General features: G+C 36.0%; 16 protein-coding genes. 5 read left to right on the top strand and 11 right to left on the bottom strand.

Translation table 11 applies throughout. The annotated features are described in order from the left end of the window. Position 1 precedes the first annotated feature (1 nt). Genes UZ34_05695 through UZ34_05665 form a run of 7 tightly spaced genes read right to left on the bottom strand, consistent with a single transcriptional unit; the run spans position 2 to position 6600 of the window. Positions 2 to 1198, bottom strand: a complete 1197-nt coding sequence (locus UZ34_05695) for a major facilitator transporter (GenBank protein AKO64845.1) — start codon at positions 1196 to 1198, stop codon at positions 2 to 4. Beyond that, positions 1179 to 2561 carry a phosphate starvation protein PhoH gene (locus tag UZ34_05690; GenBank protein AKO64844.1) on the bottom strand — a complete coding sequence of 461 codons (1383 nt, stop codon included), beginning with the start codon at positions 2559 to 2561 and terminating at the stop codon, positions 1179 to 1181. Before UZ34_05690 ends, UZ34_05695 begins: the two co-directional genes overlap by 20 nt. 13 nt (positions 2562 to 2574) lie before the next feature. Then, complete coding sequence (locus tag UZ34_05685) at positions 2575 to 3018, bottom strand: peroxiredoxin (protein ID AKO64843.1); 444 nt, start codon at positions 3016 to 3018, stop codon at positions 2575 to 2577. A 48-nt stretch (positions 3019 to 3066) separates the two neighbouring features. Then, on the bottom strand, positions 3067 to 3765 hold the full coding sequence (locus tag UZ34_05680) for a hypothetical protein (GenBank protein ID AKO64842.1): 699 nt from the start codon (positions 3763 to 3765) through the stop codon (positions 3067 to 3069). A gap of 35 nt (positions 3766 to 3800) precedes the next feature. Then, entirely contained in the window at positions 3801 to 5075 is a 1275-nt protein-coding gene (locus UZ34_05675; protein AKO64841.1) for a hypothetical protein, read from the bottom strand. Further along, entirely contained in the window at positions 5062 to 5628 is a 567-nt protein-coding gene (locus tag UZ34_05670) for a hypothetical protein (protein AKO64840.1), read from the bottom strand. Before UZ34_05670 ends, UZ34_05675 begins: the two co-directional genes overlap by 14 nt. Continuing rightward, entirely contained in the window at positions 5629 to 6600 is a 972-nt protein-coding gene (locus tag UZ34_05665; GenBank protein AKO64839.1) for a molybdenum cofactor biosynthesis protein A, read from the bottom strand. It abuts the gene before it with no gap. 96 nt (positions 6601 to 6696) lie between these two features. Here UZ34_05665 and UZ34_05660 point away from each other — a divergent pair, with 96 nt between their 5' ends. Genes UZ34_05660 through UZ34_05640 form a run of 5 tightly spaced genes read left to right on the top strand, consistent with a single transcriptional unit; the run spans position 6697 to position 12601 of the window. Continuing rightward, complete coding sequence (locus UZ34_05660; protein AKO64838.1) at positions 6697 to 7149, top strand: formate dehydrogenase; 453 nt, start codon at positions 6697 to 6699, stop codon at positions 7147 to 7149. Then, positions 7150 to 8703: a formate dehydrogenase gene (locus UZ34_05655; protein AKO64837.1), complete on the top strand. Its 1554-nt coding sequence runs from the start codon at positions 7150 to 7152 to the stop codon at positions 8701 to 8703. Positions 8704 to 8733: 30 nt separating this feature from the next. After that, entirely contained in the window at positions 8734 to 11574 is a 2841-nt protein-coding gene (locus UZ34_05650) for a formate dehydrogenase (GenBank protein ID AKO64836.1), read from the top strand. 3 nt (positions 11575 to 11577) lie between these two features. After that, a complete protein-coding gene (locus UZ34_05645) occupies positions 11578 to 12381 on the top strand; it encodes a hypothetical protein (GenBank protein AKO64835.1) in 804 nt (267 codons plus the stop codon). A gap of 10 nt (positions 12382 to 12391) precedes the next feature. Continuing rightward, positions 12392 to 12601 (top strand): formate dehydrogenase, encoded by a 210-nt coding sequence (locus tag UZ34_05640; GenBank protein ID AKO64834.1) that lies wholly within the window; start codon positions 12392 to 12394, stop codon positions 12599 to 12601. Here the strand turns inward: UZ34_05640 and UZ34_05635 are convergent. From UZ34_05635 to UZ34_05620, 4 genes are all read right to left on the bottom strand, one after another. Next, a complete protein-coding gene (locus UZ34_05635; protein AKO64833.1) occupies positions 12598 to 14220 on the bottom strand; it encodes a hypothetical protein in 1623 nt (540 codons plus the stop codon). The genes UZ34_05640 and UZ34_05635 overlap by 4 nt on opposite strands. Before the next feature lie 58 nt (positions 14221 to 14278). After that, the gene (gene rpmE / locus UZ34_05630; protein AKO64832.1) at positions 14279 to 14479 is read right to left on the bottom strand and encodes a 50S ribosomal protein L31; all 201 of its coding nucleotides are present in this window, start codon (positions 14477 to 14479) and stop codon (positions 14279 to 14281) included. A 63-nt stretch (positions 14480 to 14542) separates the two neighbouring features. Beyond that, positions 14543 to 15802, bottom strand: a complete 1260-nt coding sequence (rho, locus tag UZ34_05625) for a transcription termination factor Rho (GenBank protein AKO64831.1) — start codon at positions 15800 to 15802, stop codon at positions 14543 to 14545. A gap of 2 nt (positions 15803 to 15804) precedes the next feature. Then, complete coding sequence (locus tag UZ34_05620) at positions 15805 to 16131, bottom strand: thioredoxin (protein ID AKO64830.1); 327 nt, start codon at positions 16129 to 16131, stop codon at positions 15805 to 15807. Between the last annotated feature and the right edge of the window lie 74 nt (positions 16132 to 16205).

Below are 16205 nucleotides of genomic sequence, written 5' to 3'. Positions count from 1 at the left end.
GCTATTTGCCAGCATCTTCATAATAAATCAAGGCGATGATCATGGTCAGGGCTACAAATAAGCCAAAAATAAAAACAATCCCATTAATGGGAAGTGAATGTTTGACCATAAATGTATAAGCCCCACTCAAAATTAAGATTCCAAGGTTTTCACTAAAGTTTTGAACAGCAATCGAGTGTCCGGCCCCAATGAGTTTATGACCACGATATTGCAATAAGGCATTCATCGGGACAATTAAGATTCCGCTGAAAATACCAATTAAAAGTAAATTAAATGCTGCGCTTTGCCAAGAACTGAGGAAAATCATCGCGCAGACTAGAACACCCATAAAAAAACCAATAATTAAAATATTTACCGCATCTTTCATTTTGATATATTTTGCAGCTATAACTGATCCAATCGCTACCCCTAATGCCACCATCGCAGTGAGCATGGTAGCTTTATCTAAACCGAATGATAGAGCAAACGCTGCCCATGCGATCACCACCAACCTTAAAGTTGCACCCGCACCCCAAAATAATGTGGTCACAGCTAATGAAAGTTGACCGAGTGGATCTGCCCATAATTTTTTCAAAGAGATAAAAAAGTCTTTAAGTAGGTAGATTGGATTTTTAGTATTCAGTTTATGATCAATCGGCACAAACGGAATATAACGATTACAGATCGCTGCGGCTAAATAAAGAAAAGAAATAATAATGATGGCAATCTGAGGTGAAAAATTAGCAAATATGCCACCGACAATAGCGCCTAAAATAATTGCCGCGACAGTTAATCCTTCAACCCAACCATTCGCTGCGACTAATTCTTTTGGTGGTAATAATTCAGTTAATATTCCATATTTTGCTGGTGAGTATGATGCTGCACCAATGCCTACAATACCATAGGAATATAATGGAGGAACCCCAGCTAACATCGCAAGGCTACCAATAAGCTTAATGGTATTTGAAAAAAACATGACATTACTTTTAGGAAAGGCATCTGCGATTGCTCCTACAAAGGGAGCCAATAAAATATAGGAAATAACAAAAAATTGAAGTAATAAAGGTTGATGCCATTCAGGAGCCTGCATATTTGCCAAAAGGGCAATGGCGGCGAACAAAAGGGCATTGTCAGCTAGAGCTGATAAAAATTGAGCACTTAAAAAAAAGTAAAACCCTCTGCTATGAACAGATGATTGGTTAGAGAGCTTCTGCTGCATAATCTGCTAAACGTGAACGTTCGCCTCTTTGTAAGGTGACATGTCCGTTGTGTTGCCAACCTTTAAATCGATCAACTACAAAAGTCAAACCTGAACTTCCTTCAGTTAAATAAGGTGTATCAATTTGTGCAATATTGCCTAAGCAAACCACTTTGGTTCCAGGTCCGGCTCGAGTAATAAGAGTTTTCATCTGCTTTGGCGTTAGGTTTTGGGCCTCGTCGATAATTAAGAATTTTTTAAGGAAAGTACGTCCTCGCATAAAATTTAAGGATTTCACCTTAATTCTAGATTTAATTAAATCTTGGGTTGCCGCTCGACCCCAGTCTCCAGCTGTGTCATCAGATTTATTGAGAACATCCAAATTATCCTCTAATGCTCCCATCCAAGGATTCATTTTTTCTTCTTCAGTTCCTGGTAAAAAACCAATATCTTCACCTACAGATACGGTCACTCGAGTCATAATGATTTCCGAGTAAAGTTTAAGATCCAAAGTTTGTTGTAAGGCTGCAGCAAGAGTTAATAGTGTTTTACCAGTTCCCGCTTGACCTAACAGGGTAACAAAGTCTACATTAGGATCCATCAGGAGGTTAAGCGCAAAGTTTTGTTCTTTGTTACGGGCATTGATACCCCAAACATTGAATTTAGAATTCGAGTAATCTTGAACAATCTCTAACGTCGCTGTATTTTTTTGTACCTTACGAACAATGGCATGAAACGGCTTATCGAACTCATAATAAACAAATTCATTTTGGACAAAATCTTTACATTGCGGCCCGGTTAATTTGTAAAACATTCTTCCTTCTTCTTGCCAGGATTCCATATTTTTACTGTGTTTTTCCCAGAAATTTTCTGGTAATTCAGTAATTCCAGAATGAAGAAGTTCTGTATCCTCAAGCACTTTATCGTTAAAATAATCCTCGGCCGAAATAGATAGAGCACGCGCTTTAATACGAATGTTAATGTCTTTAGAGACAAGAATAACTTCCCTCTTAAAGTATTCTGTTTTAAGGAAATGGACGACTCCGAGAATCTGATTGTCTGCCTTACTTCCAGCCAACATAGGAAGCTCATAATCAATCGGCTGGGTTTGTAAAAACAGGCGACCAGTATTTTTACTGAACTTATCTAAGACACACCCCTGATCAAGGTTGGTTTCTGTGTCAGCAATAATTTCTTCAATGAAGCGACTGGTCTGTCTTGCATTTCTAGCAACCTCGGAACCACCTTTTTTAATATTATCAAGCTCTTCTAGAGTCACCATCGGCAGATAGATATCATGTTCCTCAAAACGATATAAACAGCTAGGGTCATGCAGCAATACATTTGTGTCTAACACAAAGAGTTTTGTTTTTTTATTTACCATAGATTTATATTTCTTAAGAACTTAAAAATTCAAGGACTTCATCAACATGACCATTGACTTTTACTCCGCGCCACTCTTTAATGATTTTGCCATCTTCATCAATAACAAACGTACTTCTCTCAATACCTCTCACTTGTTTTCCGTACATATTTTTCATCTTAATAACGTCAAAAATATTACAAGCAATCTCTTCGGGATCTGAAAGCAATTCGAAATCAAAGTCGTATTTCTTTTTGAAGTTTTCGTGAGATTTTAAGCTATCTCTTGAGATTCCAAACACCTCACAATTTTTGGCTTTAAACTCTGGCAGCTTGGCTGAAAAATCAATTCCCTCATTGGTGCATCCTGGAGTTGAATCTTTTGGGTAAAAATAAATGACTAATTTTTTTCCAGAAAAGTTATTTAATTCAAAATTGAGATCATTGGTGCCCTGAAGCGAAAAGTTTTTTAATTTCATTTTTTTTATTTTACCTAAAAATTACTACAACTTTATGACAATCAAACTTTACTCAAGTTTAAAAGATATTGGCACTAATACGGTGAAATTTTTAAGTCTTAATTCTTCTGGAGGTTGGGGAAATGGCGATGCTCTTTTCACCATATCGATCGCCTCATTATTAAGTATCTTATATCGTGACTCCTCAAGAATATCTGCTTTTATAAGATTACCTTGAGGATCGATTTCGATATTTAATAAAACCTCACCTTGCCATTGACGCATCTGGGCAATTTTAGGATATTTTTTTTGTTTAGCAATAGCCCTGGTCAATTGGTTTGTATAGCTGTCAGTTGCTTGTTTAACCACTTCTGGAGAAGGTTGTGGTGGAATATATTCCTGTACTTCTTCTATGGGAGCAGCTTCTTCTGATTCTGTTAGATTACTCTCTTCGGGCTCAATGTACTCCGAAATTTCTTCGACGATAGGCTCCAGCAATTCCTCAAAAACTTCCTCTTGAATGGGTGCTATCTCTTTTAATGGTTCAGGTTTTTTTTCAGGTTTCGGTGGATCAATCTTCTTAGGTTGTTCGATAATTTGGGGTGGTTCAGATTGAGTTAGATCAATTTCAATATTTAAGATCTCTGGGATAACAAAGTCATCCTGCTGCATTTTAGGAATAATGACCAGCAAAGAAGCATGCATCAACAGAGACAAGATTACTGTCTCAAGGAACTTCACTTCGTATTTTTGTGTTGCGGGCATCATTGAAGGGTTAATTATAGTATTTTTTGGTAAATTCTCTAAATTAAACCATCAAAAAGTATGACTTTAACGTTGGTGTTTTTTTCTAAAACTTCCTCTTTTTCAGCCATGAAAATAAAACAATTTGCATCTGACATCGATTTCAACATGCCGGAGCCTTGCTGAGCCAATGGTTTTACATGATAACCTTTCACAGTTTTTTCCAAATGAGCTCGAATAAATTCAGTTCGACCTTTTTTTCGAATGATTTTTTGTCCTAATTTTGCTTCCAGAGTTGGGGTTGGTTCAAACCGAGAATTACCCATCATGAGCTTAATGCTTGGTTTGACAAATTGAAGGAAGGTCACGGCAGCAGAAACTGGGTTTCCGGGCAATCCAAAATAAAAAGATTTTTTAATCTTACCAAAAGCCATCGGCCTACCAGGTTTAATAGACATTTTCCAAAAAAGGACCTTTCCTATGTTTGACAGAACCTCTTTCATGTAATCAGCTTCACCCACTGATACTCCGCCGGTTGTAATAATTAAATCATTCTCTTCGGAGGCTTTTTTAAGTTGTTTTTCCAGCTTAGGTTTATTATCTGATAGGTTTCCATAATCATTAAAATGAAGATTCATTTTGTGAATGAATGATTTAATCAGATATCGATTGCTATCATAAACCTGACCAGGCTTAATTTTCTCACCGAGTTGAACTACTTCATCTCCAGTACTAAAGAAACCAATTTTTAAATGCTCAAATACCTTTATTTGAGAAATTCCTAAAGAGGCTAATAAGCCAATATGTAAGGGATTTATGTATGCCCCCTTTTTTAATGCAATTTCATTTTTTGATATGTCTTCACCAGTTTTGCGAATGTTCGCCCCCTTTTTTGGCAGAAAATCAAAACAGATAAAATCATTATCAATTTTGACTAGCTCTTGAGGTATGACGGTATCGAACCCTTTTGGGATCATTCCACCAGTCATAATTTTGAAACAGACATTACTTATTTTGTTAGAGTCGACTGGATGACCAGCTAATATTTTGCCAAACAACTTAACTTTATTATTATTTTTTTTTAGTGATTGATGTCGAAAAACATAGCCATCCATTGCCGAATTATCATAATTTGGAACATTTATGGATGACTTCACATCTGTGGCTAAAATATACCCTTCTGCATCTTCAATAGAAATTTTTTTAGTTTTTTTTATGGGTTGAATGAGCTGCTCAAGATAAAGAATAGCTTTGTTATAGCTTAGAGAATTGGGATCATACTCAGATAAACACCCCTTGTCTTCATAAAGATCTGTTAAGTTAATTTTTTTCATATTTTTTTACATCATCATGTGAATTAATATTGATAAAAGATTTTTCATCAGCAAATGGGGTAGATAAGTAGCCAACATGCTCAATGAATTGGATAAAACCCCTTTGCCCCGTTTCTAAAAATTGATCCAAAAGAGGCAGTATGGATTGATTCATTAATCCCAGAGTAGGATGCAATCTGTCATTGACTGATGGAACGATGATTGGATTATCTGTATTAATCGCTGTGGATATCAGTTTTTCTGTCAAATCTAGAGGAATAAAAGGGGTGTCACATGGAGCAATTTGTAACCATTGGCAATTGATTTGTCTTAAACCGGCTTGTAGGCCTGCAAGTGGACCTTGATAATTTGATATTTCATCTTCTATCATTTTTGTTTTTAAATTAAGACTAGGTATTTGGCGATTACTGTTAATAAAAATATTGTCGACTTGAGTTTGAAGGCGCTCAAACACATGATTAATTAATGGCTGTCCTAAAAAATTAACTGAGGCTTTAAATTGCCCCATTCTGGATGATTGCCCTCCAGCAATAATAAGACCATCAACTCTCAATTATCCTCCTGTGTGGGACATGAATCTAATCACATTGGTTTTATTTTTTAGATTAAATTCATGAGATTTAGGTTTGCTGGATAAAGAGTCAATAATTAATCTTTCAACGGCATGGTCAGTATCATGAGCTCTTAAAGGGTCAATTAAATTTACTTTCTCATCATGACCTAAACACAAATGCAGATATCCATCGGCACTCACTCTCACTCTGTTACATGAGTCGCAAAAATTATGACTGTGAGGAGAAATAAATCCTACAAAAGAATTACTGCCTTTTATTTTCCAATACACTGCTGGACCGCCAGTTTTTTTATTATTTTCTTCAAGAATGTACTTTTTTTCTATGATTTTTTTTGCCTCGTTGCTGTTGATGAAACTTGTGGATCGATCATAGCCAATCTCACCTAAAGGCATCTGTTCGATAAAACTGATATTAAAATTTTGCTCTATTGCGTAAGAGACTAAATCAATAATCTCATGATCATTAATATTTTTCATCAAAACAGTATTCAATTTTATTTGAAAGTATTCCTTTGCAACCTCAAGGTTAGCAAGCACTTCATTTAAATTACCAATTCTGGTGATTTTTTTGAAATTTTCAGAACACAAACTATCCAAGCTGACATTGATGCGTTTAATTTTTGAGTGTTTAAGCACGTCAAGTTTTTGATCAAGTTGGGATCCATTGGTCGTTAAGGTAAGCTCTTTAAGTTTTTTATTGTGGCTAAGCTTATTGATTAATTCGTTCACCCCTCTCCTGACAAGAGGCTCGCCACCGGTGAGTCTTATTTTCTCAACACCTAAATTAATGAAAATATTCGCGAGTCGATTCATCTCTTCGATCGTCAACATTTGATGTTTTGGCATGAACTCAATGTCTTCACTCATGCAATATTGACATCGAAAGTCACAGCGATCCGTCACCGACAATCTTAAATAACTTATTTTCCGTTTAAAAGGGTCTTGTAACATGCAAATAATGCTTATCTTTAATGATTTCTATTAGTAAAAAAGTCTCTTACATTCAGTATAATGGGGGTATTGAGAAGGTCAACTAATTTAGGCTAAATGGATAAGATTAAAATACAACAACATATTCAGAAATATAAAGATGTAGCTGGTGGGCTACTTCCTTTGATGCATTCTATTCAGGACGATTTAGGTTACATTCCTGAGGAAAGCTATCCACTCATTTCACAAGAGATGAGTTTGTCCGTGGCAGAAATACATGGATTTGTTAGTTTCTATCATCACTTCCGTACAAGGAAAGCAGGAAAAAATATTATTCAAGTTTGTCGTGCAGAGTCCTGTCAGGCAATGAATTCTAAATCAATTGAAGCCTATTTAAAAGATAAATTAGGTATTGATTATCACGAAATGACAGATGATGAAAAATTTAGTTTAGAACCAGTATATTGCCTAGGAAACTGTGCATGTTCCCCATCAATTATGATAAATGATGATGTTTTCGGTAGAGTGGATAAAGAAAAAATAGATAAACTTATTGAGGATATAAAATAAATGACTATCAAGATTTTTGTTCCAATTGATTCAACTGCACAATCCTTAGGTTCGAATGAGATTGCTCACAAAATTGAATTTGAAGCTCAAAAAAGAAATTTAGAAATTGATCTTGTTAGAAACGGATCAAGAGGTCTTTTCTGGTTAGAACCTCTTGTTGAAGTTGAATACAATGGCGAGCGAATAGCTTATGGCCCGATCAATGAGGATGATATCTCTAGTTTATTTGACGCTAAGTTTTTTGAAGGTGGCAAGCATGACAAATACCTTGGAAAAACAGATGAGATTGCTTGGTTAAAAAATCAAGAAAGACTAACGTTTGCTAGAGTTGGAATTACAGACCCGCTTTCATTAAAAGATTATATGGATCATGAAGGTTTTGTGGGACTTAAAAAAGCTATTAACATGGAAGCGCAACAGATTGTCAACGAAGTAAAAGATTCTGGTTTGCGAGGAAGAGGCGGGGCAGCTTTCCCAACGGGTATTAAATGGCAAACTGTTTTAGATACTGAATCGACCCAAAAATATATTGTTTGTAATGCAGATGAAGGAGATTCTGGCACATACTCCGATCGCATGACTATGGAAAACGATCCATTCATGCTGATTGAAGGAATGATCATCGCAGGTCTCGCAGTTAATGCAGACCATGGATACATTTACTTAAGATCTGAATATCCTCATGCGCAAGATGTACTAAATAAGGCAATCAAAATTGCTACTGAAAATAATTATTTGGGACAAAATATATTGAATTCTAACAAAAACTTCACATTAGAAGTGACAAGAGCCGCCGGAGCTTATATTTGCGGTGAAGAAACGTCGTTACTTGAAAGTTTGGAAGGGAAGCGAGGATTAGTAAGGTACAAACCACCACTTCCTGCAATTGAGGGCTTGTTTGGAAAACCCACAGTTGTTAACAACGTCGTGTCCTTAGCCACAATCCCAATAATTATGTCAAAAGGAGCCAAATATTATGCTGATTTTGGTGTTGGAAGATCAAAGGGTACATTACCAATTCAGCTAGCTGGAAATCTGAAACAAACAGGCTTAATTGAAAAAGCTTTTGGTATCACTCTTAGAGAACTTCTTTACGACTATGGTGGAGGTTCAGCTTCAGGTAAGAAGATAAAAGCTGTTCAAGTTGGTGGGCCGCTTGGAGCATTTATTGCCGAGGAAAATTTTGATATCGAATTAGATTATGAGGCCTATTCAAAATTAAATGCGGTTGTTGGTCACGGAGGTATCGTCGCATTTGATGAGGATGTCAATATGGCTGAAATGGCAAGATATTCATTTGAGTTTTGTGCAATAGAATCATGTGGTAAATGTACTCCATGTAGGATTGGATCAACCCGTGGCATGGAAGTAATCGATAAGATCGTAGCCAAAGATGAGCAGCCAAAAAACGTAGCATTGTTAGAAAATTTATGCGACACCATGGTAAATGGATCACTCTGTGCAATGGGAGGGATGACGCCCTTTCCAGTCATGAGTGCACTAAAGTATTTCCCTAATGACTTTGGGGTTGAATCTAAGCCATCAGAGACATAAAATAAAGATGTTGAATAAAAGGTTATAACTATGGATGATGCTAGAGATTACGGAACACCAAAAAAAGATAGCGCCACAATGGTGACGTTAACTATTGATGGTCAAAAAGTTTCTGTGCCTCAAGGAACTTCAATAATGCGAGCCGCATCTGAGCTTGGTTCAAACATTCCAAAACTTTGTGCGACAGATTCTCTGGAACCCTTTGGTTCTTGTCGCTTATGTTTGGTTGAAATTGAAGGTCGTCGCGGATACCCTGCATCATGTACAACCCCAGTTGATGAAGGCATGGTTGTCTCGACCCAAACACCTAAACTTGCAGATATCAGAAAAGGTGTGATGGAGCTCTATATTTCAGACCACCCACTAGACTGCCTTACTTGCTCCACTAATGGTGATTGTGAATTACAAGACATGGCTGGAGCCGTTGGTTTAAGAGAGGTACGTTATGGGTATGAAGGTGAAAATCACCTTAGTTCTGAAAAAGATGAAACCAATCCATATTTTACCTTTGATCCATCCAAATGTATTGTTTGCTCAAGGTGTGTTAGAGCCTGTGAAGAAACTCAAGGAACATTTGCTTTAACCATTGACAGCCGTGGTTTTCAATCAAAAGTTTCTGCTGGTAATAAAAACTTCTTTGATTCCGAATGTGTTTCTTGTGGTGCCTGCGTACAGGCATGCCCAACGGCAACGTTAATGGAAAATTCAGTTATTGAATCTGGCGTCCCAGAAAAGTCAGTGACCACAACTTGTGCTTACTGTGGAGTGGGATGCTCATTTAATGCAGAAATGAAGGGTGAAGAATTAGTTAGAATGACTCCAAATAAAAATGGAGGTGCGAATCATGGACATTCATGCGTTAAAGGTCGATTTGCATGGGGTTACGCTACTCATAAAGACAGAATCACAACTCCAATGATTAGAAAAAGCATTCATGACCCTTGGCAAGAGGTGACCTGGGATGAAGCTATCAACTATGCTGCCAGTGAAATTAAAAGAATTCAAAAAAAATATGGAACGGATTCTGTAGGCGCTATCAACTCCTCAAGATGTACAAACGAGGAAACATTCTTGGTTCAAAAATTAGTTCGAGCTGGTTTTGGTAATAACAATATTGATACTTGTGCTCGAGTTTGTCATTCCCCTACAGGTTATGGGTTAAAGCAAACCCTTGGTGAGTCAGCAGGAACGCAGAATTTTGATTCAGTAATGAAATCAGATGTGATCATGGTAATTGGTGCAAACCCAACTGACGGTCATCCAGTTTTCGGATCTCAAATGAAGAGAAGATTGCGACAAGGCGCAAAATTGATTGTTGTTGACCCAAGAGAGATTGATCTTGTGAATAAATCTCCACATATACGAGCTAATTATCACTTAAAACTTAAGCCGGGAACCAATGTTGCTATCATCAATGCGATAGCGCATGTTGTAGTGACAGAGAGTTTAGTGAAACAAGATTTTGTTGATGCTCGTTGTGAAACAGATTCATTTAAAAAATGGGCTGATTTTGTAAGCCTTGAAAAAAATTCTCCTGAATCATTATATTTAGAAACAGGAGTTCCAGCCGAGATTGTTAGGCAAGCAGCAAGACTTTTTGCAACAGAAAATAATGGCTCAATATACTACGGTCTAGGTGTAACAGAACATAGCCAAGGTTCAACAATGGTTATGGGTATTGCCAATTTAGCAATGGCAACAGGAAATATTGGTCGTGAGGGTGTTGGTGTTAATCCTTTAAGGGGCCAAAATAATGTTCAGGGATCATGCGACATGGGATCGTTCCCTCATGAGTTTCCTGGGTACCGACATGTGTCTGACTCAGAAACAAGAGAGTTGCTTGAGAAAACATGGGGAGTATCGCTTCAGTCTGAACCTGGTTTAAGAATTCCAAATATGCTCGATTCAGCAATTGATGGTTCTTTCAAAGCTCTATACTGCCAAGGCGAAGATATTGCCCAATCTGATCCAAATACACAACACGTTACCCATGCACTAGAATCTATGGAGTGTGTCATTGTTCAAGATCTCTTTTTGAATGAAACAGCAATGTATGCACATGTCTTTTTGCCAGGGTCGTCATTTTTGGAAAAAAATGGAACATTTACAAATGCAGAAAGAAGAATACAACCTGTTAGAAAAGTTATGACACCAAAAAATGGCTATGAGGACTGGGAAGTGACTCAAATGTTATCGAATGCTCTTGGTTATAAAATGAACTATTCTCATGCCTCAGAAATTCTTGATGAAATTGCAAAAATTACTCCAACATTTACCAATGTTTCATTTGAGAAACTAGATCAACAAGGCAGTATTCAATGGCCATGTAATGATGATCATCCAGATGGTACTCCAACAATGCATGTTGATGAATTTGTCCGCGGCAAAGGTAAGTTCTTTATTACTGAATTTATCCCGACAACAGAAAAAGTGAATAAACGTTTTCCATTAATTCTCACCACTGGAAGAATTTTATCTCAGTATAACGTTGGTGCTCAAACCAGAAGAACAGAGAATAGTAAATGGCATGATGAGGATCTAATAGAAGTTCATCCACATGATGCGGAAGAAAGAGGCATTAATGAAGGTGATTGGGTTGGGATTACAAGTCGAGCCGGTGAGACTGTCCTAAGATGTAAAGTGACAGAGCGTGTGCAACCTGGGGTAGTTTATACCACCTTCCATCATCCATTCTCTGGCGCTAATGTAATCACAACTGACAACTCAGATTGGGCAACGAACTGTCCAGAATTCAAAGTGACTGCTGTTCAATTAACAAAAGTTTCCCAGCTGTCTTCGTGGCAAGAGAAATACAAATCCTTTAGTGAAGAACAAATATCTTTTGTAGAATCTAAGAAGGAAAAAGTATAACTTTTGAATCAACAGAACCTATATTCTGAATATAAAGTTTCTGACTCAGACAATCTTGAACAAAATAGAACCGATTTTTTATCCAATGAATTTCCTGTAGCAATAAGTTTTAATGGCATTAGCCATGTTGTCATGATGGCTACTCCAATGGATTTGGAAGATTTTGTTATTGGTTTTTCATTTACTGAGGGAATAATTTCTTCTATTGGTGATGTATTTGATATTGAAATATCTAAAAATGATTATGGGATAGATGTTGAAGTTGAGATTGCTCAAGAGCCATTTCAAAAATTAAAACATCTAAAAAGAAATTTATCTGGAAAAACAGGATGTGGTATTTGTGGTATCGAGAGTCTCGAGTATTTCAATAATAGATTAAAGTTAAATTACCCTGAAAAGATAGAACACCAGATTAAAAGTGAGCAAATTACAGTAAGTTTAGATGCTTTTAAATTAAGCCAAAAAGGTCAAGCGAAAACAGGATCGATTCATGCTGCAGCATTATTTGATGTAGATGGAAATCTTTTAAGTATCAGGGAAGATGTTGGTCGTCATAACGCATTAGATAAATTGATTGGAAGAAAGTTAGTTGATAATTTAGACGGCTCTTTTATTGTATGCTCAAGCCGAGCAAGTTATGAGATGGTGCAAAAAGTGTTGGTTACAGAAATTCCAATTTTGATTGCTATTTCAGCACCTACATCAATGGCAGTAAATTTAGCTTTGCAACATAATCTTTCAGTAATTGGCTTTGCTAGAGATAAAAGATTCGTTGTATACAGCCACAAGAAAAGAATAATCGAGTAGAATATCGTTCATGGAAGATCAACACATAGTAAATATGGCAAACCAAATTGCCAGTTTTTTCGAGGCCTATCCGGACCAAGCAGAGGCAATTGATGGAGTTTCTGGGCATCTCAAGAAATTTTGGTCTCCAAAAATGAGAGTTAAATTAAAAGAAATTGCTGACCAAGGTAAAATAGATAACATCCATCAATTAGTTCTAGACGCGATAAAATCGATTTAGTTTTTTGTTATATAAAATGTCTTTTTATCATTAGGCATTTTACCTTCCCATAAAATGCTACTTTTAAATTCTGTATCATTTGATAAACGTCTAATGTCTTTATGAGCTATTGTATATTTACAATTTTTATCATTTTTCCTAATATCAATTTGGGTAAAATAAAAAACTAGATCAATGTAACTATCATTCACATCATTTGTTGACATGCATTCATTTTTTGGGATATCAATAGCAGTGATTTTTTTGAAAATCTGGCCATAGTCTTTCCGATTTTCAATCATAGGAAACCATAGTAGAGTCGTAGTCACCCATGCAAGAGTAATGCCTAGGGCCCAATTAGTGACAGAGGATCGATTAGTGAGATTATTTTTCCAAAGTGAAATGACCCATACTATAAGGAAAATTAAAGCCATAAAAATTTGAAAAAAGTTAAGTTCAGGCATGAAGTTTCCAGAAAGATAAACCATTCTTTCATGAATTTTATATGGAATACCAAAGTTTAATGCAAACCAACCAACCCAGAGTATTAACGTTATTGCAGAAAAAATAAGAATCCCAAACCAATTTAATGCCGCCGATGCTCCTCTTTGAAGAGTATCAATGGACGTACTTGCCATGATTGCTATAGCAGGAAGCAAAACCATCAACTTAATTTGACTAGCTTGACTTTCGCATATTAAAAGAAAGAAAAACCATGCAATAAAAACAAAAGGTAAGTTTGTTCTTTTATATTTTAGAAAAGTGGAGAGTTCTGTAAATAATGTGAAAATAAATAATGGCACTGCCGGCCATGCAAACCAAAGTATGTTTATAAAATAGTATTTAATATTTTCGGTTGAAAAATTTATTGTTGGAGATAAGAAATTTTCTAAACTATCAGGATGATATAAAGATAATAGAAACAACCAGATACCTATAAAAAAAAGACTTGATAACAGGCCCAACCCAACAAAAATAATAGTTCGCTTATAATTCCAACTAGGAAGTGTTGCCAGTGTGGCAGCGACTCCAATTATTGGAATTAAATATATTAATCCTTTGGATAGTAAACCAATAATTAAAGAAATGCCTAATAAAATAGAAGCGCGAAAAGGTCTTCTGTGTGAAAGAGAAAATGAATAGAGGCTTATGCTTGCTGCAGTTAAGATCGCTATTTCATGTGTGAAAGTGTGAAGCGTAAAAAAAAGTCCAACAGATGATAAAAAGATAATATTACTTTGTCTTCCGTAACCAAAGCCTCTTAACTCGCGATTAGTTAGACCAATGCTTATCATTGTTAAAGCAACCCAAAAAAGATTGCTCAAGCGTGCAGCATTGTGGGGCTCTAGAAAAAAAATAATTTTTGCAAAAATCGCTCCAAGAGTTTCATAGATGTGACCGTGATCAAAACCATTAATGCTAGCAAGATGAGGAGCTAAAATGTCACCATTAAAAAAAATATTAGTAAATATACTAAAAGAGTTTGTTTCAAGGGGTCTCCATGGACTATGAGAAAATAGCCCAAAAACTAAGTATATTGTTGCAAAAATGACTAGAAAATTGATTTTGGCTTTTTCCCCAACTTTCTTCTTCGGGGTTTGCATATTTCCTTGCCAATCATGATCTAAAAAATATTTCATAAAAGTAATATACAAAAAAAAAGGCAGCTTTGCTGCCTAATTTTTATATAAAAATGATTTACATGCCATATTTTTGCTTAAACTTCTCAACACGACCTGCGGTATCAACAATTTTCTGTTTACCTGTGTAAAAAGGATGACATTGAGAACAGACTTCAATATTTAAATCTTTACCTGCTGTTGACTTAGTCGTGAAGGTATTGCCACAACTGCAAGTAACATTTATTTCAGGATATTTTGGATGTGTATCTTTTTTCATAATAATTGGTTTAAATATAAATTAAGTTGCGTATTATCGTATTAATTTGCTAAAAAAGCAAGATTATCCACGCCTCATACTGTCAAAAAAGTTATCATTCGTCTTGGTTGATTTAATTTTATCCATGAGGAATTCCATAGCTTCAATATCATCCATTGGATAGAGCAGTTTTCTTAAGACCCAAATTTTCTGAAGTACTTCCTGGCTTATCAATAATTCTTCACGTCTAGTACCAGACTTATTAACGTTAATAGCTGGATATAAACGTTTTTCTGCCATTCTTCTATCCAGATGGATTTCCATATTACCAGTACCTTTGAACTCTTCGTAAATCACGTCATCCATTTTTGAACCTGTATCAATTAAAGCTGTAGCAAGGATAGTTAATGAGCCACTTTCTTCAGTATTTCTGGCAGCACCAAAGAATCTTTTAGGTTTATGTAATGCGTTCGCATCAACACCACCTGTTAAAACTTTTCCTGATGATGGAATAACAGTGTTATAAGCTCTGGCTAATCTAGTAATAGAGTCAAGCAGAATCACAACATCTTTTTTATGCTCAACCATTCTTTTTGCTTTTTCAATTACCATTTCAGCAACTTGAACATGACGTGTGGCTGGTTCATCAAATGTTGAGGCAACCACTTCACCTTTAACAGATCGGGTCATTTCAGTAACTTCTTCTGGTCTTTCATCAATGAGTAAGACAATAAGCTCTGTGTCAGGATGATTTGCGGTGATGGCATGAGCAATATTTTGCATCATGACTGTTTTACCACTTTTCGGACTCGCAACTATCAGGCCCCTTTGCCCTTTTCCAATAGGGGCAATCATATCAATTATTCTTCCTGTAATATTCTCTTCGCTGGATATGTCTCTTTCGAGGTTCAGTCTCTCAGTTGGAAATAAAGGTGTAAGATTTTCAAAAAGAATTTTATTCTTTGTATTTTCAGGCGGCTCTTCATTAACTTTTTCAACTTTTACTAATGCAAAATATCTTTCACTATCTTTCGGAGTTCTTATTTCTCCAGCCACTGTATCTCCAGTGTGAAGATTAAATCTTCTTATCTGGGATGGCGATACATAAATATCATCAGGACCAGCAAGGTATGACGTGTCAGCTGATCTAAGAAAACCAAACCCATCTGGTAAAACTTCTAGAGTACCTTGACCATATAAAGTCTCACCATTTTTAGCCTTAGTTTTTAAAATTGCGAAGATTAGATCTTGCTTTCGCATTCGACCTGCATTATCAACTTTACTTTCATTTGCTAGGTCAATGAGGTTTGTTACTGGTAAATGTTTGAGATCTGAGATTTGCATAATTAAATTGTCGAATCAATAAATGCAGATAATTGAGATTTTGACATAGCCCCTACCTTAGTTGCTTCAATGGACCCAGATTTGAAAATCATTAACGTGGGTATTCCTCGAACTCCAAATTTAGCTGGAGTGCCTGGATTTTCATCAATATTGAGCTTTGCAACTTTGATTTTGCCTGAGTATTCATCAGCAATATCGTTCAAAATAGGTGCTATCATCTTGCATGGTCCACACCACTCTGCCCAGTAGTCAAGTAAAACCGGTATTTCAGAACCTAGAACCTCTTGTTCAAAAGTTGAATCAGTTACATTTAAAATATTATCACTCATGATTGTTTTAGTTTGGATGTTAATTTATTGAAAGAATATGGTGTTGCTGAATTGTAGGTTTATTATAAAAACTT

It is taken from the genome of Methylophilales bacterium MBRSF5 (assembly GCA_001044335.1).
Classification (GTDB): domain Bacteria; phylum Pseudomonadota; class Gammaproteobacteria; order Burkholderiales; family Methylophilaceae; genus BACL14.
Note: the sequence above shows the minus strand (reverse complement) of the source record. Positions and strands in the feature narration are given on the sequence as shown.